This is a genomic window from Acidovorax sp. GW460-11-11-14-LB4, assembly GCF_059423685.1.
On the sequence record NZ_JBWKYJ010000056.1, the window covers coordinates 12,243 to 33,652 of the forward strand.

Here is a 21,410-nt window from a genome sequence, read left to right on the forward strand (position 1 = left end):
GCGCGGGCTTTGCGGGGTATTTCGGGGTCCAGGCCTACCGCAGATATTCAGCGGCGCAGCAGCTGGCGCAGCTTCAGGCCGGCCGCCCACAGGGCGCCAAAGTACAGCACTGCCGCTGCAGCCATCATCGCGGCCAGCAGGCCGATGCGCTGCAGGCGCTGCGCCTTCATTTCCACCCAGTCGAAATGCTGGGCGCCCCACGCCAGCAGCACTGCCAGCAAGGCGCTGGCCGCCACCACCTGCAAGGCAAACCGCCCCCAGCCGGGCAAGGGCCGGTAGCTGCCGCGCCGCAGCAGCCCCACCAGCAGCCAGGTAGCATTGATGACCGCCCCCACGCCAATTGACAGCGTCAGCGCCGCATGCTGCAAATAGGGCACCAGCACAAAGTTCATCATCTGCGTGAGCACCAGCACCGCCACGGCAATCAGCATGGGCGTGCGCATGTCGTGCTTGGCAAAGTAGCCCGGCGCCAACACCTTGATGGCCACGATGCCCACAATGCCAACCCCGTAGCCCGCCAGGGCCAGCGTGGTCTGCTGCACGTCCCGGTCGGCAAAGGCGCCGTAGTGGTAGAGCACGGCCACCAGGGGCTTGGCAAACACCAGCAGCGCCACCATGCAGGGCACCGACAGCACCACCACCAGCCGCAGCCCCCAGTCGAGCATGGCCGAATAGCGTTCGTCATCCTGCTTGGCGCGGGCACTGGCCAGCTGCGGCATCAGCACCACGCCCAGCGCCACGCCCAGCAAGGCGGTGGGCAGCTCCATCAGGCGGTCGGCATAGGTGATCCAGCTCACGCTGCCAGTGGCCAGATGTGAGGCAATCTGCGTATTGATGAGCAGCGAAACCTGCGCCACGCTCACCCCCAGCAAGGCGGGCAGCATCAGGCGCGCCACCTTGCGGGTGGTCGGGTCCGCCCACGCCGCGCGGATGGCAGACCAGCGCACGCCAATGCGGGGCAGCAGCCCCAGGCGCAGCAGCGCAGGCACCTGGATGCCCAGTTGCAGCAGGCCGCCCAGCATCACACCCGCCGCCTGCGCATAGATGGGCTCGATGCCATGGCGCTTGAACAAGGGCGCGCCCAGCGTGATGGACAGGATGAGCGCAATGTTGAGCAGCACCGGCGATGCTGCAGGCACGGCAAACTTCTTCCAGGTGTTGAGAATGCCCCCCGCCAGCGCCACCAGCGACATGAAGCCGATGTAGGGGAACATCCAGCGGGTCATCGTGACTGCGGCGTCAAACCCCTGGGGCTGGAGCCCACTGGCCATGGCCCACACCATCCAGGGCGCACCCAGCACGCCCGCGATGCACAGCAGCACCAGCGTCCAGGCCAGCAAGGTGCCCACGTGGTCGATCAGCACCCGGGCGCCCTCGTCGCCGTCCTCGGCCCGGGTGGCAGCCAGCACCGGCACAAAAGCCTGGCTGAAAGCGCCCTCGCCCAGCACCCGGCGGAACAGGTTGGGAATGCGGAACGCCACATTGAAGGCGTCGGTCATGGCACTGACCCCGAACACGGAGGCCATGAGCAACTCGCGCACCAGCCCGGTGATGCGGGAGACGAGGGTCAAGAGGGAGACGGTGGAGGCGGCTTTGAACAGTGACACCGCGGGGAGTGTATTCCCCCTGCGCCGCTTCGCGCCTCGGTACAGCTGCCACAGGCCGCAGCTTTTTCAGACCGTCCAAGCCTGCACAGGCAGGCACGAAGCCGTGCCCCTCCGCCCTCAAGGGCGATGCACATGTTGCGCTGACAGAGCCAGACGCCACCGGTGCGCTGGCGATGGCGTTCCGCCGGTTCGGGCACAGATATGGATACAGGGGCTGCTCTGGGCTATAATCGCGGGCTTTGCTGGCATCATCCACAGACCCAAGGAACTAAACAATGGCATCCGCAAAACCCAAGAAGAAGAACCCGCGCCTGGCGTCGGGCCGCAAGCGCGTCCGTCAGGACGTCAAGATCAACGCTGCAAACACCTCGCTGCGTTCCAAATACCGTACCGCTGTCAAGAACGTCGAAAAGGCTGTTCTGGCTGGCGACAAGACCAAGGCGACCGAACTGTTCGCCAAGATGCAAGCCGTGGTGGACACCGTGGCTGACAAGGGCATCTTCCACAAGAACAAGGCTGCTCGCGACAAGAGCCGTCTGTCTGCCAAGGTGAAAGCCCTGGCAACGGCCGCCTGACCCACTTCAGGCAAACAGCCCGAACGGCACCTGCCGTTCGCCGTTTGTAACGGGTGCGCTGCCAGCAAAGAACGAACAAACCGCCTTCGGGCGGTTTTTTCGTTGGGGGTTCAGAACTGCACCAGGCAGCCTGAAGCGCATCAAAGGGTGGATGGGGAGTGCCCGCTGGCTGCCGGGCGGGCATGCCCCTGCGCAGCGACGCCTCGGGCCCGACGCGGCAGGCAGCGCCGGAAGCCAGGCCGTGGCCGGTCAGGGCTTGGCGGGAGGAGGCGGGTCGGGCAGCAGGCAGGCCTCGGCCACCTGCAGGTTGTTGTCGCGGGCGAAATTGATCACAAAGTCCCAGGCCATGGGCTCGTGCCCCTGCAGGTCGCGGTGTACGACTACACATTTGACGCCGTTGAGCGTGGTGGGAATGCACCAGGGCGAATAGCTCAGATGGCTGCCTGGCCGGGCTCCACCGGGTCGAAAGCTGCTCATCACCCCGGCCAGCCGCTCGGCCCAGTCGCTGGGACGAAAGGTTTTCCCGTCATGGGTGATGCCCTGGATGAAGACTTCTTTGGAGGAGGGGGAAACCATCGGGGATTGGAGTGGTAGTGAGGGCACAGACGCAGGATCACTGCATGTTGCACCGCAACGCGACATTCTAACTCTTATATAAGAGCTAGCTCCCTAATCCCTCCGGCGCGCTACACATAGGCACCCCAAAGAGGGTAAGGGCCCGGCATTGCAGTGATGCGCAATCGTCAACAGACCGAACCCCTGCGCCCCCTAGAATCGTGACTCGCTTTTTCGCCACCGTACCGTCTGGAGATTTCCGCATGACCGCTTCCATCCCGGCAGCTTCGCCCCACGTGATGAACACCTATGGCCGCGTACCGATCGCGCTGGCCCGCGGGCAAGGCAGCCGCGTGTGGGATGTGAATGGCAAGGAATACCTGGACGGGCTGGGCGGCATTGCCGTGAACACGCTGGGCCACAACCACGCCAAGCTGGTGCCTGCGCTGCAGGACCAGATCACCAAGCTGATCCACACCTCCAACTACTACCACTCGCCCCTTCAGGAGCAGCTGGCCGCCAAGCTGGTGGAGCTGTCGGGCATGCAGAACGTGTTCTTCTGCAACTCGGGCCTGGAGGCCAATGAGGCGGCCCTGAAGATTGCACGCAAGTTCGGCGTGGACAAGGGCATCGCCAAGCCCGAGATCGTGGTGTACGAAAAGGCCTTCCACGGCCGCTCGATTGCCACCATGTCAGCCACCGGCAACCCCAAGATCTACAGCGGCTTCGGCCCGCTGGTCGAGGGCTTCATCCGCGTGCCGCTCAACGACATTGAAGCCATCAAGAAGGCCACCGAAGGCAACCCCAACGTGGTGGCAGTGTTCTTCGAGACCATCCAGGGCGAAGGCGGCATCAACCCCATGCGCGTGGAATACCTGCAGCAGTTGCGCAAGCTGTGCGACGAGCGCGGCTGGCTGATGATGATCGACGAAGTGCAGTGCGGCATGGGCCGCACCGGCAAGTGGTTTGCCCACCAGTGGGCAGGCATCGTGCCCGACGTGATGCCCCTGGCCAAGGGCCTGGGCTCCGGTGTGCCGATTGGCGCGGTGGTGGCGGGCCCCAAGGCCGCCAATGTGCTGCAGCCCGGCAACCACGGCACCACCTTTGGCGGCAACCCGCTGGCCATGCGCGCCGGGGTCGAAACCATTCGCATCATGGAAGAAGACGGCCTGCTGCAAAATGCCACCACGGTGGGTGAGCACCTCAAGGCGGCACTGCAGCGCGAGCTGGGCAGCCTGCCCGGTGTGAAGGAGATCCGGGGCCAGGGCCTGATGCTGGGCATTGAGCTGAACAAGCCCTGCGGCGCACTGATTGGCCGCGCGGCCGAGGCAGGCCTGCTGCTGTCGGTCACGGCCGACAGCGTGATCCGCCTGGTGCCTCCGCTGATCCTCACCACCGCCGAAGCCGACGAAATCGTCGCCAAGCTGACCCCGCTGGTCAAAGCCATCCTGGCTGAATGAAGAATAGTCCCACTGCCATGACGACGCTGAAACATTACCTGCAGTTCACCGACCTCACCGCCGACGAGTACGCCTACCTGTTCGAGCGTGCCGCGCTCATCAAGAAGAAGTTCAAGGCCTACGAAAAGCACCACCCGCTGGTGGACCGCACGCTGGCCATGATCTTTGAGAAGGCCAGCACCCGCACGCGCGTGAGCTTTGAGGCGGGCATGTACCAGCTCGGCGGCAGTGTGGTGCACCTGACCACGGGCGACAGCCAGCTGGGCCGCGCCGAGCCCATCGAGGACAGCGCCAAGGTCATCAGCCGCATGACCGACCTGGTGATGATCCGCACCTACGAGCAAAGCAAGATCGAGCGTTTTGCCGCCAACTCGCGCGTGCCCGTGATCAACGGCCTGACCAACGAATACCACCCCTGCCAGATCCTGGCGGACATCTTCACCTACATCGAGCACCGGGGCTCCATCCAAGGCAAGACGGTGGCCTGGGTGGGCGACGGCAACAACATGGCCAACACCTGGCTGCAGGCGGCGTCGCTGCTGGGCTTCAAGGTGCATGTGAGCACCCCACGCGGCTACGAAGTGGACGAAAAATTGGCCGCTGGCGCCCATGGAATCAGCGCGGGCAGCTATCAATTCTTTAGCAACCCCATGGAAGCCTGCCGGGGCGCCGATCTGGTCACTACCGATGTGTGGACCAGCATGGGTTACGAAGCCGAGAACGAGGCGCGCAAGAAGGCCTTTGCCGACTGGTGCGTGGACACCGAAATGATGGCTGCGGCCCAGCCTGACGCCCTCTTCATGCACTGCCTGCCCGCACACCGGGGCGAGGAGGTTGAGGCCGACGTGATCGACGGGCCGCAGTCGGTGGTATGGGATGAGGCGGAGAACCGCATGCATGTACAAAAAGCACTGATGGAATATCTGCTCTTGGGCAAACTGGCCTGACAGCCCCATGCCCTGGCGCCGCCAGCCCGCCCACAGCGCCGAATTGCTGGCGCACTGGCAGGCCCTGGGCCAAGCACTGGGGCGCGACACACCCGCCTGGCGCGCCGAGGGCCGGCGCCTGCTGCGCAGCTGGGCCCGCTGGCCCCGCGCCTACCACGACACCACCCACCTGCGGGCCTGCCTGCGGCAACTGCAGGCGGTGCAGGACCACCAGCCTGGCGCGCTCCACAACCCCTATGCCGTGGCCCTCGCCCTGTGGTACCACGACGCCATCTACTGGCCGTGGAGAGCACGCAACGAAGAGCACAGCGCCAATTGGGCGCGCCAGTTTCTGCTGAGCCAAGGGCTGCCCACCGCGCTGGCCGAGACCGTGCACCAGCATGTGATGGACACCCGCCACACCCCAGGCCCGCTCACCGGCGATGCGTTATGGGTGGTGGACATCGACTTGGCCATACTGGGCCAGAACGACGCGGTGTACCGCCAGTTCGAACGCAACGTGCGGCGTGAATACTTCTTTGTGCGCTGGCCGCGTTATGTGGCGAGGCGCAGCGCCGTGCTGCAGGGGTTTCTGGACCGCCCGCACATCTACGGCACGGACTACTTTGCGCAACGCTACGAGGCTCAGGCGCGCGTCAACCTGCAAAAGGCGCTGAGCGCGCTGGGCCAAGGCCAGCTGTACCTGTAGACAATCTGAGTTAAAACGGCTTGTAGCGCCAGTGAATCATGCGCTAGCAGCTATATAAAATATAGCAACTACTGAGAAGCAGACCCGCGACGGACGGGCATGGCCACGGGCTTTTCAGCGGCCGCCGCGGACGGCGCCGCGCAACTGCCGCAGCTGCTGCACCCACCATCGCCTCCCCCACAGCCCGGCGACTGGACGAGCCCCGGGTGGACCTTGCCCAACCCCCGGCGCCAGCGCCCGGGCAGATACCGCCAGAGCACATAGAGCGCTGCGGCAAGGACGATCAGACCGACGACGAGTTGCTGGACCATCACAACGTTTCCCTTCAGCCGCCGCCCAGCGCCAGCGCCACGCGGTAGGTCACAAAGCTGGCCGCATACGCCATGGCAAACAGGTACCCCACCATGAGCAGCGGGTAGCGCCAGCCGTTGGTCTCGCGCCGCACGGCGGCGATGGTGGAGATGCACTGGGGCGCAAACACATACCAGGCCATCAGCGACAGCGCAGTGGCCAGCGACCACGAGCCCGCAATCAACGACCCCAGCTGGCTGGCCACCTCGTCGCCCGTGGCGGACAGCGCGTACACCGTGCCCAATGCGCTCACCGCCACCTCGCGGGCCGCCATGCCGGGCACCAGCGCAATGGCAATCTGCCAGTTGAAGCCAATGGGCGCGACGATGACCTCGAGCAGGCGGCCCAGCTGGCCGGCCAGGCTGTAGGTGATGGCAGGCTGTGTGGCGCCTTCCGGCGCACCGGGGTAGGTGGACAGGAACCACAACAACACCGTGACGGCCAGGATGATGCCGCCCACCCTCTTGATGAAAATCACCGCCCGCTCGTACAGGCCGTAGGCCAGGCCCCGCACGCTGGGCCAGCGGTACGCGGGCAGCTCCATCATCAGCGGCGTGGCCCGTGTATCGCTGCGGGCCAGCTTGGCCACCGCCGCCACGGCCATGGCGCTGACGATGCCCGCCACATACAGGGCGAACAGCACCACGCCCTGCAGGTTGAACACCCCCGCCACCGTACGCTCGGGAATGAAGGCTGCAATCAGCAGCGCATACACCGGCAGGCGCGCCGAGCAGGTCATGAGCGGCGCGATCATGATGGTCACCAGCCGGTCGCGCCAGTGGGTGATGGAGCGCGTGGCCATCACGCCCGGCACGGCACACGCAAAGCTCGACAGCAGCGGGATGAACGAGCGGCCCGACAGGCCCACCGTGCCCATCACGCGGTCCAGCAAGAACGCCGCGCGCGGCAGGTAGCCCGAGTCCTCCAGCGCCAGGATGAACAGGAACAGGAACAGGATCTGCGGCAAAAACACCAGCACCCCGCCCGCACCCGCCAGCACCCCGTCGGTCAGCAGGCTGCGCAAGGGGCCGTCGGCCATGTGGCTGTTGACCAGGGCTGCCAGCCAGCCCACGCCATCTTCAATCCATGACTTGGGCAGCTCGGCCCAGCTGAACACCGCCTGGAACATCAGGAACAGCGTGGCGGCCAGGATCAGCAGGCCCCACACCGGGTGCAGCACCACCGCATCGATGCGGTCGTCAGTCCGCAGGCTGACCACCGGCACGCGCACAGCCCGGTCCAGAATGCGCCGCACTTCCTGGTGCGTGCGGATCACGTCGTTCTGCGCCTCCAGGTCGCTCGCATCCAGGCGCGCCGCCGCATCGGGCGCCACCACCGGGCGCTGCAGCTGCTGCAGGTTGGCGCCATCCAGCCACTGCACCAGCTCCTGGGCGCCGTTGCCGCGCACGCCCACGGTGGCCAGCACAGGCATGCCCAGCTCGCGCGACAACGCCTCGCGGTCAATGGCGATGCCCTGGCGCTCGGCCACGTCCATCATGTTGAGTACCAGCACCATGGGCAGGCCCAGGGCGCGTGCCTCCAGCACCAGGCGCAGGTTCAGGGGCAGGTGGGTGGCGTCGGTCACACACACCAGCACATCGGGCACAGGCTCGCCCGCGCGGCGCCCGCGCACGATGTCGCGGGTGATGGCCTCGTCCACGCTGTGTGCATGCAGGCTGTAGGCGCCCGGCAGGTCCAGCACGCGCACGCGGCGGCCGGCGGCGGTCTGCAGCAGGCCTTCCTTGCGCTCCACCGTCACGCCCGCGTAGTTGGCCACCTTCTGGCGTGCGCCGGTGAGCAGGTTGAACAGCGCGGTCTTGCCGCAGTTGGGGTTGCCCAGCAGCGCCACGCGCAGGGGCGCATCGGCGGCGGTGGGCTGCACAGTAGCCTGGGCGTTCATGCCAGCTCCTTGGCAGACAGGCTGGTGTCATCCAGCGGCTGCACCTGCACCATGGAGGCCTCCTGGCGACGCAGCGCAAACGTGGCCTGCCCCACCCGCACCGCGATGGGATCGCCCCCCCAGCCGCCGCGTGCGACCACCTGCACGGTTTCACCGGGCAGGAAGCCAATCTCCAGCAAGCGCAGCAGCATGCTGTGCTCTTGCGCGTCCTGTGCGGGCAACAGGCCCGTGACCCGGCCCGAGGCACGGCGCGGCAATTGGTCCAGCCGCGAGGACAGGTTCTGCTGCGTAGGAAGATGCAACCGCGCCGCAGCGCCATCGTCCATGGTTTTCATGGTGACTGGCCTCGATACAAATAATAGTGATTCTCATTCTACCAATATCTGCATCGTGCTGGTTGCCGTCCCACTCTCTCCTTGACGCAACGCAAGCCGCAGCCCCGCTGCCCTGCCCGGGTGGTCAGTCACATCGCTCAAACCGCTTGCACTCCGCAGTAGCCCGGATGGATGTGAGCGTGTTTTCGCCGTCGATGTGCCGGGCAGTGAACTGCACCCAGGCCCCCTGCGGAATGCCGCGCATCAGGGCGGGGTTGACCACCCGGAAGGTCTGTGTGGTGAACGGTAGCTTGGCGCGGGGCAGCAGCTTCAGCCGCACATGCGTGGTGTGGCCGCCCGCATCCGCCTCCACAGACACCAGCCGCGCCCGGGTGTAGACCGGCGGCGCCGCAGGCGCTGCATCTTCTGCGGCGACCGAGGCCGCACTCGCAGGGGCCACCGGCTGAGCACCTGTCGCACCAAACACTGCGGCCAGGGCCATCGCGGCGACCAGACCGCCGCCGCGCAACCCCCTGCGTACTACCAACGAAGCGGCAGCCTGCCCCATCAGAACGCCCATGCACCCAGCTGGTAGTAGTCAAAACCGCTGGTCCGCCCACCCAGGCATTGGGCGAGGAAGTCCTCGGTCTTGCGGTACATGGTGAGGTTGTTGGGCCAGCGCTGGTTGCCATGGCCATCCCCGGTGAAGGTGACGTAATCCACCGGCTTGCCCGCCTTGCGCAAGGCCGCCACCATCCATTCGGACTGCTCCAGCTTCACGCGCGGGTCGTTCACGCCGTGCATGATGAGGATGGGCTTTTGCGCATGCTCCGCCCGGTACAGGGGGGACTTCGCGTCCATGCGCGCGCGGTCTTCCGGCACGGCCGGGTTGCCCACATAGCGGTGCCACCAGGGCAGGCCCAGCTCCCAATAGGGCGGAGCAGCTTCCAGCAGGCGTGCGATGTCCGTCACGCCCACCACATCCACGGCGCAGGCAAAGACTTCGGGCGTGAAGGTGGCACCCACCAGGGCCGAATAGCCGCCGTAGCTGGCGCCATAGATTGCCACGCGCTGCGGGTCGGCCACGCCGCGCTCCACCGCCCAGCGCACGCCGTCCACCAGGTCGTCGTGCATGCGGCCCGCGAGCTCGCCCCGGGCCTTTTCCATGTGGTTGCGGCCATAGCCGCTGGAGCCCCGGTAGTTGACCTGCAGCACCGCATAGCCCCGGTTGGCCAGAAACTGCTGCATGGCGCGGCTGGTGGCGCCATCGCCCCAGCGGTCACGCGCCCAGGGGCCGCCGTGCACCAGCAGCACGGTGGGCAAACGTTGCGGCGCCGCCCCCACGGGCAGCGTGAGGTAGCCGTGGATGGTGAGACCATCGCGCGCGGTGTAGGTGATGGGCGCGGTGGGGGCCAGGTCCTTGGCAATCAGGCTCAGCCGGTTCTCGCCCAGAAAGCGGGGTTCGTGCCCATCGCGCAGCAGGTAGTTGCGGGTGCCACGGTCGGTGGCCACCGCCACCGTGAGCACCTTGTCCGTCTGGTCCAGGCTGGTCACCAGCACCTCTGCGGGCTTGTCACCGGCCAGCGCGGACAGCCGGGCATCCAGCGCGGGGTCGAACACCTTGCGCGCCGGGTATCCCGGCATGAAGTGCACCAGCAGCGGCTCGCGGGTGCGGCGGCTCAGCGTCACGCTGTCCAGGTCCACGTCGGGCGAGGCAAACCGCTCTTCCTCGGAGCCCGTGGTCAGGTCCAGCCGCACCAGCGCCAGCTTGTCGCGCCCCCGGTTCGACAAGGCCCAGGCCTTGCGCCCCTCATCGTGCAGGCCAAAGATGTTCAGCGTGTCCCACCGGCTGCGCTCTGCCACCGTCACCCAGCTGCCCGGCTCGGCGCCAGGTCGCTCCAGCAGCACCTGGTCGCCCTGGATCTGTGCCCGGGCGCGCAGCTGGCCCGTGGTGTCCACGCCCCACCAGCCCACGTTGCCGGGGTTGGTGGCCATCAGCACCGGCGGCCCGCCCGCAGGGTTCACGCGGTACAGGTCAAACACCTTTTTGTCGCGCTGGTTGGAGGTGACGATGAAGTCGGACGAAGCATCCACCGCCTCTGCAAAATGCGCCACCGAACGCGGTGCAGGCATCAGCTCGCGCAAGTCGGTCCCGGGGCCCTCGACCGAGCCCGCATAGATGCGGGTGTTTTCATCGCCCGTGGGGTCGGCCGTGATGCCGAGCCAGCGGCTGTCGGCACTGAAGCGGATGGCGCGCGCGCGGATGCGAAACGCCTTGGCGTCGCCCCCATCGATGGACTGCACCCAGATTGCGGGCACCACGCCGTCGGTGCCAAACCAGGCGATGCGCTTTCCATCCGGCGACACGCGATAACCCCCAGTGGACTGCCGGCTGGCCACAAAGTCGCGCACGGGCACCAGGTCGGGCAATTGCGCTCCAGCCAGCGAAGGGTGCGTAGGCCCGGAGGCACAGCCCACCAAGGCCAGTGCAGCAGCAAGCGCTGCGCTGCCCCACCATCGCCGCACCATCGCCTGTTTGGTTGTCGATGCCATCGTTCCCCCCCATGTGTTGAGCCATTGAATGCGCCCATTGTGCAAAGTCCCGCCTTAAGGCCAGCCAAAGGTGGCGGCTGCGGCACTGCGCAACGGCCATCACTCCCGCCACAATCGCCCCATGCACATCCTGCTCATCGAAGACGACCTGGATCTGGGCCGCGCGCTGCAGTCCGCGCTGAAGGTGGAGGGGCTGACCAGTGAGTGGCTGCGCCGCGCTGTGGACGCCCCAGCCACCGTCGATGCCACCACCGTCGACTGTGTGCTGCTGGACCTCACACTGCCCGACGGCAGTGGCTTTGACCTGCTGGCGCGCTGGCGGAACCAGAGCGGGCACAGCGGGCAGGTACCCGTCATCGTGATCACGGCGCGCTCGGCCGTGGAGGACCGGCTGGCGGGCCTGGACGGCGGGGCGGACGACTTTGTGATCAAGCCCTTTGCCACGGCCGAACTGATGTCGCGCATCCGCGCCGTGCTGCGCCGCAGCGCGCGCCAGGCCAGCGAGCGCTGGGTGCTGGGCGAGCTGGTGATCGAGCCCCGGCGTCATGCCGTGCAGCGCGCCGGGCTTCCGCTGGAGCTGTCGCCGCGGGAGTTTCAGCTGCTGCTGGAGCTGGCGCGCGAGCCCGGCGTGGTGGTGTCCAAAAGCGTGTTGTCGCAGCGGCTGGACCCGCTGGGCGAGCCCATGGACTTTGCCGCCATCGAAGTGCATGTGTCCAACCTGCGGCACAAGATCGGGGCAGAGCTGATCCGAACCGTGCGTGGCGTGGGCTACCTGTTGCAAGCATGACCACGATGAAGCACGCGTTGCGCAGCGCATGGGCCTGGCTGGCCGAACCCACGCTGATGCGCCGCAGCGTGGCCTCGGTGCTGGTGGCGTTTGTGGTGGTGTGGGCGGTGCTGCTGGGCTACAACTTCGTCAACTACAAACACACCATCACCCGGGACCCGGGCCTGATGAAGTACGGCGACGCGGTGTTGGACTCGCTGGCCCAGGTTACCGATCCTGCACACGCCGCCGCGGCTGTGGCGGCCACCGACCACTGGACCAACGTCCGCCGCCGCCAGATCGGGCTGCTGCCCGGGGTGCAGATGCACGAGCTGCTCGATGCGGCATCGGGCCAGCGTGTGTTTGCCTCGCCGGGGCTGCAGAATGTGGCCTTGCCGCCCGCCACGCCCCGCGCAGAGCCATTCATAGAGGAAGCCGCCCTGCAGGGCCGGTCGTTCCGCATCTACACCGGTCGCAATGCGCGCTGGGTACTGCGGGTGTTCGAGACCAAGCGCACGGACTCCAACTTCCTGCAGTCCAACGGCCGCGCCCTGCTGCCCTACCTGCTGCTGGCGTCGCCCTTTGTGCTGCTGGCAGTGTGGCTGTCGGTACGCCATGGCCTGCGGCCGCTGCAGCAACTGGCCAGCCGCATTGCGCAGCGCGGGCAGGACGACCTGCAATCGGTGGGTTTCAACGCCCGTCATCGCGAACTGAAGCCGCTGGAGCAATCGCTGGACCACCTCTTCGCCCAGCTGCGGCAAAAGGTCGACCGCGAGCGCGCCTTTGTGCAAGACGCGGCGCACGAGATCCGCACACCGCTGGCCGTGATCACCGCCCAGGCCCACGTGATGGCCCGCTCGCCCAGCGAAGAAGAACGCACGCAGGCCCAGGCCCATCTGGAACAGGCCATCGCCCGCACCTCGCACCTGGCGCAGCAACTGCTGGACCTGGCCGCGCTGGACGACGCGCAGCGCCCCGCACCGCGCGACCTGGACGTGGCGCAATGGCTGCGCGGCGCGCTGGCGCAGGCTGCGCCGCAGGCCATCGCGCGGCAGATCGAGCTGTCGCTGGACGCGCCCGACACGATGCCCGCGCGGCTCGACCAGCCTGCGTTCGAATCCATCGCCCACAACCTCATCGACAACGCACTGCGCTACACGCCCGATGGCGGCAACGTGGCGGTGACGCTGCGGCGCAGGGGTGCGGCGCTGCAACTGTCGGTGCAGGACGACGGGCCCGGCATCCCGGCCACAGAGCAGCAGCGGGTGTTCGAGCGCTTCTACCGAGGCACGGACCATGCCGCCAACGGCTCAGGTCTGGGCCTGGCCATCGTGCGGCAGGCGGTGCTGCGCATGGGCGGACAGGTGCAGATGGGCGCGGGCCTGAACGGTCGGGGCGTGGGCTTTTTCGTTAGCATTGCCCTCCCGCACAGCGCCTGACGGCCCCGTCGCAGGCCCTACGCCCATCCCCGCCCGTCCCGCATGTCCGAAGCCACTACCACCGCCGATTCCACCCACCCGTGCCTGAGCTGCGGCGCCTGCTGCGCCAGCTTTCGCGTGGACTTTGCCGTGTACGAGATGCAGGCCATGGGCGGCACGGTGCCCGACGGTCTGGCCCTGGATGTGAACGGCAGCACCTGCCGCATGCGGGGCACGGAGCAGGTGCCCATCCGCTGCGCCGCGCTCACCGGCCAGGTGGGCCAGCAGGTGGCCTGCAGCATCTACGAACTGCGCCCCGCGCCCTGCCGCGAGTTCTCGGCGGGCGACTACGCCTGCCACAAGGCGCGTGCGCGGCACGGGCTTGCGCCGCTGGCGGAAGGCGCCATCTTGTGAGGTGACACGCTCCAGCAGCCGGGCTACTGCCGCATCAAAATAGTTTAGGCTTCAACAAAAAATCTGAGCGATGTTGGAAATAACCGACACCACGGGTTTTTCGGGACATGCAAACTTTGTCCCATGTCAACGCCTTCCTCCCCCACCGCCCGCCGGCTCTGGGACATCTCGCCGCCCGTGCATGCGGGTAGCCCCGTATTCCCCGGCGACACGGCCTATAGCCAGCAGTGGTGCGCCACCATCGGCCCGGGCTGCCCGGTCAACGTGAGCGCGATCACCATGTCGCCCCACGTCGGCGCGCACGCCGATGCGCCGCTGCACTATGACGCGCAGGGCGCCACCATCGGTGACGTGTCGCTCGACGCCTTTCTGGGCCCCTGCCGCGTGATCCACGCCATCGGCTGCGGCCCGCTCGTCACCTGGGAACACATTGCCCACGCGGTAAACAGCCCCCTGCCCCAGCGCGTGCTGGTGCGCACCTATGAACACATGCCCGTGGACCGCTGGGACGGCCAGCTGGCCGCCTATGCGCCCGGCACCATCGAGCGCCTGGCCGACCTGGGCGTGCTGCTGGTGGGCATCGACACCGCCAGCATCGACCCGGCCGACAGCAAGACACTGGAGAGCCACCAGGTCATCCGCCGCCGGGGCCTGCGCGTGCTCGAAAACCTGGTGCTCGACGCCGTGCCCGAGGGCGACTACGAACTCATCGCCCTGCCGCTCAAGCTGACCACCGCCGACGCGTCGCCTGTGCGCGCCGTGCTGCGGGCACTGGAATAGCGCAACACACAGAATTTCAAGCATTTTTGGCTGGAAGCGCTAGTGCAACATGCGCAAACAGCTATCAATAACATAGCAACCATCTCCCGAACTCCCATGTCCATCACCCTGCAAGACTGCCGCACCCGCGACGCCCAAGACCCGCTGCGCGCCCTGCGCGACCACTTTGCCCTGCCACCCGGCGTGATCTACCTCGACGGCAATTCGCTGGGCGTGGCCCCCAAGGCCGCTGCCGCGCGCGTGGCCGATGTGGTCACCCGCGAATGGGGCACAGACCTCATCAAATCGTGGAACACCGCCAGCTGGTTTGACCTGCCCCAGCGCCTGGGCAACCAGCTCTCCCCGCTGATCGGCGCGGGCCAGGACGAAGTGGTGTGCACCGACAGCACCTCCATCAACCTCTACAAGGTGCTGAGCGCGGCCCTCAACATCGCCCGCGAAGACAGCCCCGCGCGCAAGCGCATCGTGAGCGAGCGCAGCAACTTCCCCACCGACCTCTACATTGCCGAAGGCCTGTGCAAGGAACGCGGGCTGGAGCTAGTGTTGGTGGAGCCTGAAGAGATCAACGCATCGCTCACCAGCGACGTGGCTGTGCTGATGCTCACGCACGTGAACTACCGGACCGGCGCCATGCACGACATGGCCGCCATCACCGCCGCCGCGCACGCCCAGGGCATTTTGTGCGTTTGGGACCTGGCGCACAGTGCGGGCGCGGTGCCGGTCGACCTCAACGGCGCAGGCGCGGATTTCTCGATTGGCTGCGGCTACAAGTATTTGAACGGCGGCCCTGGCGCCCCGGCGTTTGTGTGGGTGCACCCGCGCCATGCCAGCCGCTTCTGGCAACCGCTGTCCGGCTGGTGGGGCCACGCCGCACCGTTTGCCTTCACCCCTGATTACCATCCCGCGCCGGGCATCACGAGCTACCTGTGTGGCACGCAGCCCATCATCAGTTTGTCGGCCCTGCAATGCGGTCTGGATGTGTTCACCGCCGCACAAAGCCTGGGCGGCATGGCCGCGCTGCGCGCCAAGTCGCTGGCGCTCACTGACCTGTTCATAAAGCTGGTGGAAGAGCGCTGCGCAGGCCACGGACTGGGCCTGGCCACGCCGCGTGAGCATGCCCAGCGCGGCTCGCAGGTGTGCCTGACGCGCGACGAAGGCGCGGGCGTGAACGGCCAGGGCAGCGGGGCCTACGCCATCGTGCAGGCGCTGATTGCGCGCGGCGTGATTGGCGACTTCCGCAAGGGCGATGGCGGCACGGGCCGCCACAAGGACATCCTGCGGTTTGGCTTCACGCCGCTGTACCTGGGCTTTGAAGACGTGTGGAACGCTGTGGAGCACCTGCGCCAGGTGCTGGAGAGCGGCGAGTGGCAGAAGGCCGAGTTCAATCAGACGCACGCCGTCACCTGATCAGAAAGGCAAACCACCATGTGCCCTTTCTCGCAAACCCCTGCGGGTGACAACAACCCGGCATCCGCCGCCCTGCCCGAATCCATAGTGCACGAGGAGCGCGCCCAGCTCGACTTCAGCAAGTCGATGAGCTACGGCGACTACCTGCAGCTCGACGCCATCCTTACCGCACAAAAGCCGCTGTCGCCCGCGCACGACGAGATGCTGTTCATCGTGCAGCACCAGACCAGCGAGCTGTGGATGAAGCTCATGCTGCACGAGCTGCGCGCGGCCATAGGCCACATTGCGCGCGACGAGCTGCCGCCCGCCTTCAAGATGCTGGCGCGTGTCAGCAAGATCATGGAGCAGCTGGTGCACGCCTGGGACGTGCTGGCCACCATGACACCGCCCGAGTACAGCGCCATGCGGCCGTACCTGGGCCAGTCCAGCGGCTTCCAGAGTTACCAGTACCGCTGCATTGAATTTTCGATGGGCAACAAGAACCCCGCCATGCTCAAGCCCCACGAGCACCGCGCCGACCTGCTGGCCCTGGTGCAGGCGGCGTACGAGGCGCCGTCGCTGTACGACGAGGCCCTGCGGCTGCTGGCGCGGCGTGGCCTGGCCGTGCCCGCCAGCCACACCGAGCGCGACTGGACACAGCCCTATGTGGAAAACGATGCGGTGGAGCAGGCCTGGCTCACCGTGTACCGCAACCCCGAAAAGCATTGGGACCTGTACCAGCTGGGCGAGGAGTTGACCGACCTGGAAGACGCGTTCCGCCTCTGGCGCTTCCGCCACGTGACCACGGTGGAGCGCGTGATCGGATTCAAGCGCGGCACGGGCGGCACGGGCGGAGTGAGCTACCTGCGCAAGATGCTGGACGTGGTGCTGTTCCCGGAGATCTGGAAGCTGCGCACCGATCTGTGAGCAATTCAAGCTGCCCCAAAAAAACAGGCCTGTTCACCACCCTGGTGAACAGGCCTTCTAACTGCCGCCTGCGCCCAACGATAAAGCGCTGGCAGCTATCGTTTTTATAGTTCTCTCCCTGATTCGCAATCGGCGGCGTTTCAGTCCCCGGCCCTGGTGAACACCTGCCCGCCCGAGAGCTGGTAGGCCACGTTGTCCACCTGCAAGCTGCGCTCGTTGGCAATGTCAAAGCGGCTGTACAGCCCGGGCGTGTCGCCGTTCAAGATGGCGGTAGACACCACCATGGAGCGCTGGGCCAGCGCGCCGGTGGTGGTGTTCACCTCCAGCCGCAGGGCGCCCTGGTAGCCCCGCACGGGTGGTGGCGTGCCTACGCCCGTGGGCGCTTGGTAAACGCGTGCAGGGAACGCTATGCGCACCTTGCCCTCCACCGCCTGCAGGTTGAGCACGGGGCGGGTGCTGTCGAGTGTGGTGATGCTGCCCCGGCCGCCCACCGTCTGCGTGGCCAGCCGCTTGCCTTGCGCGGCATTGCGCACGTCAAACACCGCGAGCTGAATGCCATCGGCCACGCCGCCCAAGGCGCTGTCCTTGCCCACCCCCAGCAGCAGTCCGTTCGGCAGCGGCACCAGGTGGTCGGCATGGCCGCCCGCAGCCAGCTCGCCTGCCACCGTAGGGTTCGCAGGGTTGGCAACGTCCAGCACCCACACGGGTTCGGTGTTGGTAAAGGGTGTGGCATAGGCCCGGGCGCCTGCAAAGAACAGGTTGTCAATCTGCTGGTCGCCCCGCGCCGTGCGCAGCCGAATGGGCAGCTTGGCCTGCGGGCCCAGATAGCTGTCCCGACCGCTGTCGCGCAGCACGGTCAGCAGCGCGGGGGAGGCCTGCTGGGCCTGGATGGTCACCGGCTGCATGCCGCTCTGGCCCGTCTTGCCGGTGAAGGTCAGCACGCGCAGATCGTTCTGGTACTCGTTCAGGCGCGATGGCAGGCGGCGCAGGTCCCAGCCCAGGTGGCCGTCCACGCTGCCCGATGCGTCGTAGTCCACCTGCGCGCCCCGGAAGCTGAACTTGTGGATGTCGGTGCGGCTGTCGGCGGGGAACACAGCGTTGGCAACGTCACCGCCATAGCGGTACTGCCGCGAGCTGGCGACATACACGCTGCGCGCGCCCAGGTGCACCGCTTCGCTGCCGCCCGCAAAGCAGCGGCTGGCGCGCGCCAGACTGGACGAGGTGAGGTCGATGGCCGTGATGGACGTGAGCTGCAGCGACAGCGAGGCATTGCCCGTCTGCACCAGGCAGTCTGCCTCGTTGACCAGCGGCTGCGGCTGGCCGCCATCCACGCGCAGGGTGGGGATCAGCGCGGCGGTGTTGAGGTCCTTAAGTGCCGCGTCCACCGCCGATGCCGTGGCCCCTGCCGGCACGGTGAAGCGCGTAAGGTCGGGCGACCAGGTGGTGATCAGGTACAGCATGTTGCCAATCAGGCGGCTGCCGACCAGCAGGCCATCGATGCGCATCTGCTTGAGCTGCGCGGGCGCCATGTCCTTGTGGATGGCAAACAGGTCCAGCGACAGCGTGCGGCTGTACTCCGGCAACACGGTGATGCTGGCGTCGGCCGCAGCCACCACGGGCTGGCGGTCGGCATACGGGTCTTGCTGCGACAGCACGGCAGCGCGCGTACCACCGCCCGCCACATAAAAGCCCTGGGGGATGTACTTGGCGTCCAGCGTGGCGCTGCCCACGCCGGTCAGGCTGCCATCGGCCGCGCGGGCCATGGCGGCCAGGCGCGGCGGCTCGCGGCCAGTGTCGGTGGCATAGGCGCGGTGCAGGCCGTACACCATGTTGCCCTCGGCCTTGATGAGGCCGTCTTCCTCCACCACCGTACCCGCCAGTGGCGCGCCGGTGTGGGTGACCACGCTGCCCGCGCTGCTCAAGCCCCCCACGGTGGGCACGGTGATGGCCGTACCCGGATAGCCCAGCGCCACCCGCTGCGCAATCTTGGCCTTGAAGTAGGCCACCAGATCGCCGGAGCGCGCCACCTGCAGCCGCGCCTCGTTGGGGGTCTGCGGATTGCCGCCCTCCCCGCCACCGCAGCCCGCCACGAATGCAGCGGTGGCCACGGCCAGCCATGCGGGCGACGCATGGGATATGCCCGCCAGTGTGTTCATCAACCCTCGGTTCTTCATGTGATTGTTCTCCCTGTGAATGCGTATACCCACGGCGCGGCGTCGGCTTCGGCCCACACCACACCGGAGATAAGTGGGATAATATCCCACATAATTTCAAACCGTCAACCAGATGACAATCACAGCCTGACCCTGACACCCGCCGCGCCTCGGCCTTCTTTCATGCCCTCCCGCTCCGCCATCGTTCTGGCCTCTGCCCTGCACGTGCTGCGCCCTCTGGCGCGCCTGCTGCTGCGCAATGGCGTGGCCTACCCCGCGTTTGCCGCGGCCATGAAGAAGGTGTTTCTGGACGCTGCGCACGACGAGCTGCAGCGCACAGGCAAGAAGACGACCGACAGCGCGGTGAGCCTGATGTCGGGCGTGCACCGGCGCGATGTGCGCAACCTCGGCCGTCTGGCCGAGCCCGCTGCTGAGGAAGAAGCGGGCGAAACCCCGTTGAACATGGCCAGCCAGGTGGCCGCGCGCTGGCTGAGCCAGACGGATTGCCTGGACGACGAGGGCCAGCCCCGCCCCCTGCCCCGCAGCGGCGAGCCTCCGCACTTCGATGGCCTGGTGGCCAGCATCAGCAGCGATGTGCGGCCCCGCGCGGTGCTCGACGAACTGGTCCGCCTGGGCATGGCCGAGGAAGGTGAGGATGGACTCATCCGCCTGCTGGCCGCCGGCTTTGTGCCGCGCCAGGGCTTTGCCGAGATGGCACAGCTGATGCAGGACAACCTGCACGACCATTTGGCGGCGGCCAGTCTCAACCTGGAGGGCGAGCACAACTACCTGGAGCAGGCCGTGTTTGTGGACCAGCTCAGCGAAGAATCAGCCCGCCGCCTGCACGTCGTGGCCGCCAAGGCCTGGCGCCAGGCCTTCAAGACCGTGATGACCGAGGCCCAGGCCCGCTACGACCACGACCAGCAAAACACCCCGCCCGGCGAGCGCAACCGGCGCGCCCGCTTTGGCAGCTACTTCTATGCCGCAGACCAAGATGAACGTCCTTCCTGAACTCTGGGCCCGGATGGCCCTGCTCACGGCCCGACGGCTGGTGGCTGTCACCACCCTGCTGGTGCTGGCCGCCTGCGGTCCCGGCACCGGTGGCACGGGCACCGGCCCGATCAACGGCGCGGTTTATTTTTCGGGCGCGGGCTTCACAGTGGGAGCCCCCTGCGCTCTGCATTGCGGTGGCACGGACCTGCTGTTGGAAAACGAGCGGGTGGAACTCAACATCACCTGCCAGCGCTTTGTGTTCACCGGCCCGTGGGAGATCGATGCACAGGGCCTGGCACTCCTGAAGGGCACCCTGGAAACCACGGAATTTCCCAACGGGGGCGAAGCCCAAACCCGCACTGTGGCTGCCGAGATGCAACTGCAGTTCAGCGACACCCGCGTCGACAGCAGCCGCGAGGTGGTCGTTACCGTGCGGGACGCACAGGGCAACCTGCTGGTCGCCCCCCGCACGCTGGAGCAGCGCCCTGCTTCTGCAGCAGCCGCCCCCGGGTCCTGCACGCCCGAGGCGCGCTGAAACGACACAGGGCCTGTGCAGACAGGCTGCACAGGCCCTGAAAAAACCGGAATCCGAACCAGCCCCGAACAGGCCGGTGACAAAGAGGGGTGAGGTTACTGGACGCCCGCCACCATCATGCCTCGGTTGCTGCGGCACCAGATCGGTGCCAGGTGCCCAATCTGGATTGTCAGCTCATTGCCCTTGCCCAGCACCGTGGTGGGGCCGTTGCTGTAGGCGTAGCCGCTGTCGGCAGCCTGCTTGGGCAGCTCCACCGTCCAGCCGCTGCGGCGCATCACGCTGCGGCCTTGCTCGGGGTAGAACTGCATCTCCACTTTTTCACCGTTGCCGCAGGCGTATTGCATGCTGCTGCCATCGGTCGGTGCGCTGAACGCCTGCATCGCGGGGGGCTGGCTTGCGCAGCCCGACAACAAGAGGGTAGCCAACGCACCCGAACCCAGCAAAACCATCGTCTTCATCGGTCACTCCTGACATCGCGGCGCCATCTGACGACGCCCGACAACTTCCATCCAACGGCTTGTGGCCACCGGCCACCGGGACCCATTCAAAGCCCCGTGGTGATCACCCAAGCACAAACCTTGCCACTCACCACTGCCTGCACCATCCTGATTGCGAGAGACCGAAACTTGCGATTCCAGAGCCGTGACCAACACCCGGTGCAGCGCATGGACACAAGAGTGCCCCAGGCCCCCGGCACCGTCATTGGGGTGATCCCCACATCGAGAGCCTCCTCTAAAGTCTGCCCGCGCCCTGTGGCGCCCTCATGACGGCCCCAGCCACCTGCAGACAGGGCAGGATTGGAAGCACCGAAGCTCCCAATCAGCGGTAGAAACATCTGATTACAAGCACCCACACCCCAAAATCCGCAGCATCCGACGCGTTTGGTCGGTTATGGACGGGAGGGACTGGGACATACCCTAGGAGCCTGCCTGTACGGCTGCGCCGCCCACCGGGCCGGCTCCCCGCCGTTCATGGGTGACAGCAGCGTCCGTGCTCAGCGGATAACCTCGCGGGGCCCAGTCGCCGGCAGAGACCCCCTCTCGACCGCCACGGGCATCCGCTCTGGAGACCTGCCCCCGTGCCCACCC

General features: G+C 66.9%; 20 protein-coding genes. 12 read left to right on the plus strand and 8 right to left on the minus strand.

Annotated elements, in window-relative coordinates:
* Window positions 1-47: 47 nt before the first annotated feature.
* Entirely contained in the window at window positions 48-1,607 is a 1,560-nt protein-coding gene (murJ, locus tag AC07X4_RS17645; RefSeq protein WP_494740808.1) for a murein biosynthesis integral membrane protein MurJ, read from the minus strand.
* Between the two features lie 275 nt (window positions 1,608-1,882).
* On the opposite strand from murJ, the gene rpsT reads away from it, so the two are divergent.
* Window positions 1,883-2,182: a 30S ribosomal protein S20 gene (rpsT, locus tag AC07X4_RS17650; protein WP_056066666.1), complete on the plus strand. Its 300-nt coding sequence runs from the start codon at window positions 1,883-1,885 to the stop codon at window positions 2,180-2,182.
* A gap of 249 nt (window positions 2,183-2,431) precedes the next feature.
* Here rpsT and AC07X4_RS17655 read toward each other — a convergent pair whose 3' ends face one another.
* Complete coding sequence (locus tag AC07X4_RS17655) at window positions 2,432-2,758, minus strand: DUF3579 domain-containing protein (RefSeq protein ID WP_056066664.1); 327 nt, start codon at window positions 2,756-2,758, stop codon at window positions 2,432-2,434.
* A gap of 242 nt (window positions 2,759-3,000) precedes the next feature.
* Between AC07X4_RS17655 and AC07X4_RS17660 the strand changes: the two genes are divergently transcribed.
* The 3 genes from AC07X4_RS17660 to AC07X4_RS17670 are packed head-to-tail and all read left to right on the plus strand — an operon-like array spanning window position 3,001 to window position 5,832.
* Window positions 3,001-4,197: an aspartate aminotransferase family protein gene (locus AC07X4_RS17660; RefSeq protein ID WP_494740809.1), complete on the plus strand. Its 1,197-nt coding sequence runs from the start codon at window positions 3,001-3,003 to the stop codon at window positions 4,195-4,197.
* Between the two features lie 17 nt (window positions 4,198-4,214).
* The gene (argF, locus tag AC07X4_RS17665; RefSeq protein ID WP_015015389.1) at window positions 4,215-5,144 is read left to right on the plus strand and encodes an ornithine carbamoyltransferase; all 930 of its coding nucleotides are present in this window, start codon (window positions 4,215-4,217) and stop codon (window positions 5,142-5,144) included.
* A gap of 7 nt (window positions 5,145-5,151) precedes the next feature.
* Window positions 5,152-5,832: an HD domain-containing protein gene (locus AC07X4_RS17670; RefSeq protein ID WP_494740810.1), complete on the plus strand. Its 681-nt coding sequence runs from the start codon at window positions 5,152-5,154 to the stop codon at window positions 5,830-5,832.
* Between the two features lie 325 nt (window positions 5,833-6,157).
* Here the strand turns inward: AC07X4_RS17670 and feoB are convergent, their stop codons facing one another.
* From feoB to AC07X4_RS17690, 4 genes are all read right to left on the minus strand, one after another.
* Window positions 6,158-8,083 (minus strand): ferrous iron transporter B, encoded by a 1,926-nt coding sequence (gene feoB, locus AC07X4_RS17675; RefSeq protein ID WP_436074678.1) that lies wholly within the window; start codon window positions 8,081-8,083, stop codon window positions 6,158-6,160.
* A complete protein-coding gene (locus AC07X4_RS17680; protein ID WP_056067075.1) occupies window positions 8,080-8,409 on the minus strand; it encodes a FeoA family protein in 330 nt (109 codons plus the stop codon). The genes feoB and AC07X4_RS17680 overlap by 4 nt, the downstream gene beginning before the upstream one ends.
* 133 nt (window positions 8,410-8,542) lie before the next feature.
* Window positions 8,543-8,977 carry a hypothetical protein gene (locus tag AC07X4_RS17685; RefSeq protein ID WP_436074677.1) on the minus strand — a complete coding sequence of 145 codons (435 nt, stop codon included), beginning with the start codon at window positions 8,975-8,977 and terminating at the stop codon, window positions 8,543-8,545.
* The gene (locus AC07X4_RS17690) at window positions 8,965-10,950 is read right to left on the minus strand and encodes a S9 family peptidase (protein ID WP_494740811.1); all 1,986 of its coding nucleotides are present in this window, start codon (window positions 10,948-10,950) and stop codon (window positions 8,965-8,967) included. The genes AC07X4_RS17685 and AC07X4_RS17690 overlap by 13 nt, the downstream gene beginning before the upstream one ends.
* Window positions 10,951-11,071: 121 nt before the next feature.
* Here AC07X4_RS17690 and AC07X4_RS17695 point away from each other — a divergent pair, with 121 nt between their 5' ends.
* From AC07X4_RS17695 to kynA, 6 genes are all read left to right on the plus strand, one after another.
* Entirely contained in the window at window positions 11,072-11,737 is a 666-nt protein-coding gene (locus AC07X4_RS17695; protein ID WP_494740812.1) for a response regulator transcription factor, read from the plus strand.
* A 5-nt stretch (window positions 11,738-11,742) separates the two neighbouring features.
* Window positions 11,743-13,155 (plus strand): sensor histidine kinase, encoded by a 1,413-nt coding sequence (locus AC07X4_RS17700; protein WP_494740813.1) that lies wholly within the window; start codon window positions 11,743-11,745, stop codon window positions 13,153-13,155.
* A 42-nt stretch (window positions 13,156-13,197) separates the two neighbouring features.
* On the plus strand, window positions 13,198-13,548 hold the full coding sequence (locus tag AC07X4_RS17705) for a YkgJ family cysteine cluster protein (protein WP_444824545.1): 351 nt from the start codon (window positions 13,198-13,200) through the stop codon (window positions 13,546-13,548).
* Window positions 13,549-13,671: 123 nt separating this feature from the next.
* Complete coding sequence (gene kynB / locus AC07X4_RS17710; protein WP_494740814.1) at window positions 13,672-14,328, plus strand: arylformamidase; 657 nt, start codon at window positions 13,672-13,674, stop codon at window positions 14,326-14,328.
* A 96-nt stretch (window positions 14,329-14,424) separates the two neighbouring features.
* Window positions 14,425-15,735, plus strand: coding sequence for a kynureninase (gene kynU, locus AC07X4_RS17715; RefSeq protein WP_494740815.1), 1,311 nt, complete (start codon window positions 14,425-14,427; stop codon window positions 15,733-15,735).
* Window positions 15,736-15,753: 18 nt separating this feature from the next.
* Window positions 15,754-16,641, plus strand: a complete 888-nt coding sequence (kynA, locus tag AC07X4_RS17720; protein WP_494740816.1) for a tryptophan 2,3-dioxygenase — start codon at window positions 15,754-15,756, stop codon at window positions 16,639-16,641.
* 140 nt (window positions 16,642-16,781) lie between these two features.
* Here the strand turns inward: kynA and AC07X4_RS17725 are convergent, their stop codons facing one another.
* Window positions 16,782-18,815: a beta-propeller domain-containing protein gene (locus AC07X4_RS17725; RefSeq protein WP_494740817.1), complete on the minus strand. Its 2,034-nt coding sequence runs from the start codon at window positions 18,813-18,815 to the stop codon at window positions 16,782-16,784.
* Between the two features lie 162 nt (window positions 18,816-18,977).
* Here AC07X4_RS17725 and AC07X4_RS17730 point away from each other — a divergent pair, with 162 nt between their 5' ends.
* Complete coding sequence (locus AC07X4_RS17730) at window positions 18,978-19,805, plus strand: DUF6502 family protein (protein ID WP_494740818.1); 828 nt, start codon at window positions 18,978-18,980, stop codon at window positions 19,803-19,805.
* Window positions 19,789-20,322 (plus strand): hypothetical protein, encoded by a 534-nt coding sequence (locus tag AC07X4_RS17735; RefSeq protein WP_494740819.1) that lies wholly within the window; start codon window positions 19,789-19,791, stop codon window positions 20,320-20,322. Before AC07X4_RS17730 ends, AC07X4_RS17735 begins: the two co-directional genes overlap by 17 nt.
* Before the next feature lie 95 nt (window positions 20,323-20,417).
* Here the strand turns inward: AC07X4_RS17735 and AC07X4_RS17740 are convergent, their stop codons facing one another.
* The gene (locus AC07X4_RS17740; RefSeq protein WP_056066623.1) at window positions 20,418-20,780 is read right to left on the minus strand and encodes an MliC family protein; all 363 of its coding nucleotides are present in this window, start codon (window positions 20,778-20,780) and stop codon (window positions 20,418-20,420) included.
* Window positions 20,781-21,410: the final 630 nt, after the last annotated feature.

Bases quoted from the DNA above. Each gene is read 5' to 3' on its own strand.
- kynU (WP_494740815.1), top strand. From the start codon at position 14,425: ATGTCCATCACCCTGCAAGACTGCCGCACCCGCGACGCCCAAGACCCG.
- argF (WP_015015389.1), top strand. From the start codon at position 4,215: ATGACGACGCTGAAACATTACCTGCAGTTCACCGACCTCACCGCCGAC.
- feoB (WP_436074678.1), bottom strand. From the start codon at position 8,083: ATGAACGCCCAGGCTACTGTGCAGCCCACCGCCGCCGATGCGCCCCTG.
- AC07X4_RS17670 (WP_494740810.1), top strand. From the start codon at position 5,152: ATGCCCTGGCGCCGCCAGCCCGCCCACAGCGCCGAATTGCTGGCGCAC.
- AC07X4_RS17730 (WP_494740818.1), top strand. From the start codon at position 18,978: ATGCCCTCCCGCTCCGCCATCGTTCTGGCCTCTGCCCTGCACGTGCTG.
- AC07X4_RS17680 (WP_056067075.1), bottom strand. From the start codon at position 8,409: ATGGACGATGGCGCTGCGGCGCGGTTGCATCTTCCTACGCAGCAGAAC.
- AC07X4_RS17660 (WP_494740809.1), top strand. From the start codon at position 3,001: ATGACCGCTTCCATCCCGGCAGCTTCGCCCCACGTGATGAACACCTAT.
- AC07X4_RS17685 (WP_436074677.1), bottom strand. From the start codon at position 8,977: ATGGGCGTTCTGATGGGGCAGGCTGCCGCTTCGTTGGTAGTACGCAGG.
- AC07X4_RS17690 (WP_494740811.1), bottom strand. From the start codon at position 10,950: ATGGCATCGACAACCAAACAGGCGATGGTGCGGCGATGGTGGGGCAGC.
- AC07X4_RS17725 (WP_494740817.1), bottom strand. From the start codon at position 18,815: ATGAAGAACCGAGGGTTGATGAACACACTGGCGGGCATATCCCATGCG.
- rpsT (WP_056066666.1), top strand. From the start codon at position 1,883: ATGGCATCCGCAAAACCCAAGAAGAAGAACCCGCGCCTGGCGTCGGGC.
- AC07X4_RS17695 (WP_494740812.1), top strand. From the start codon at position 11,072: ATGCACATCCTGCTCATCGAAGACGACCTGGATCTGGGCCGCGCGCTG.
- AC07X4_RS17700 (WP_494740813.1), top strand. From the start codon at position 11,743: ATGAAGCACGCGTTGCGCAGCGCATGGGCCTGGCTGGCCGAACCCACG.
- kynB (WP_494740814.1), top strand. From the start codon at position 13,672: ATGTCAACGCCTTCCTCCCCCACCGCCCGCCGGCTCTGGGACATCTCG.
- AC07X4_RS17740 (WP_056066623.1), bottom strand. From the start codon at position 20,780: ATGAAGACGATGGTTTTGCTGGGTTCGGGTGCGTTGGCTACCCTCTTG.
- kynA (WP_494740816.1), top strand. From the start codon at position 15,754: ATGTGCCCTTTCTCGCAAACCCCTGCGGGTGACAACAACCCGGCATCC.
- AC07X4_RS17705 (WP_444824545.1), top strand. From the start codon at position 13,198: ATGTCCGAAGCCACTACCACCGCCGATTCCACCCACCCGTGCCTGAGC.
- AC07X4_RS17655 (WP_056066664.1), bottom strand. From the start codon at position 2,758: ATGGTTTCCCCCTCCTCCAAAGAAGTCTTCATCCAGGGCATCACCCAT.
- AC07X4_RS17735 (WP_494740819.1), top strand. From the start codon at position 19,789: ATGAACGTCCTTCCTGAACTCTGGGCCCGGATGGCCCTGCTCACGGCC.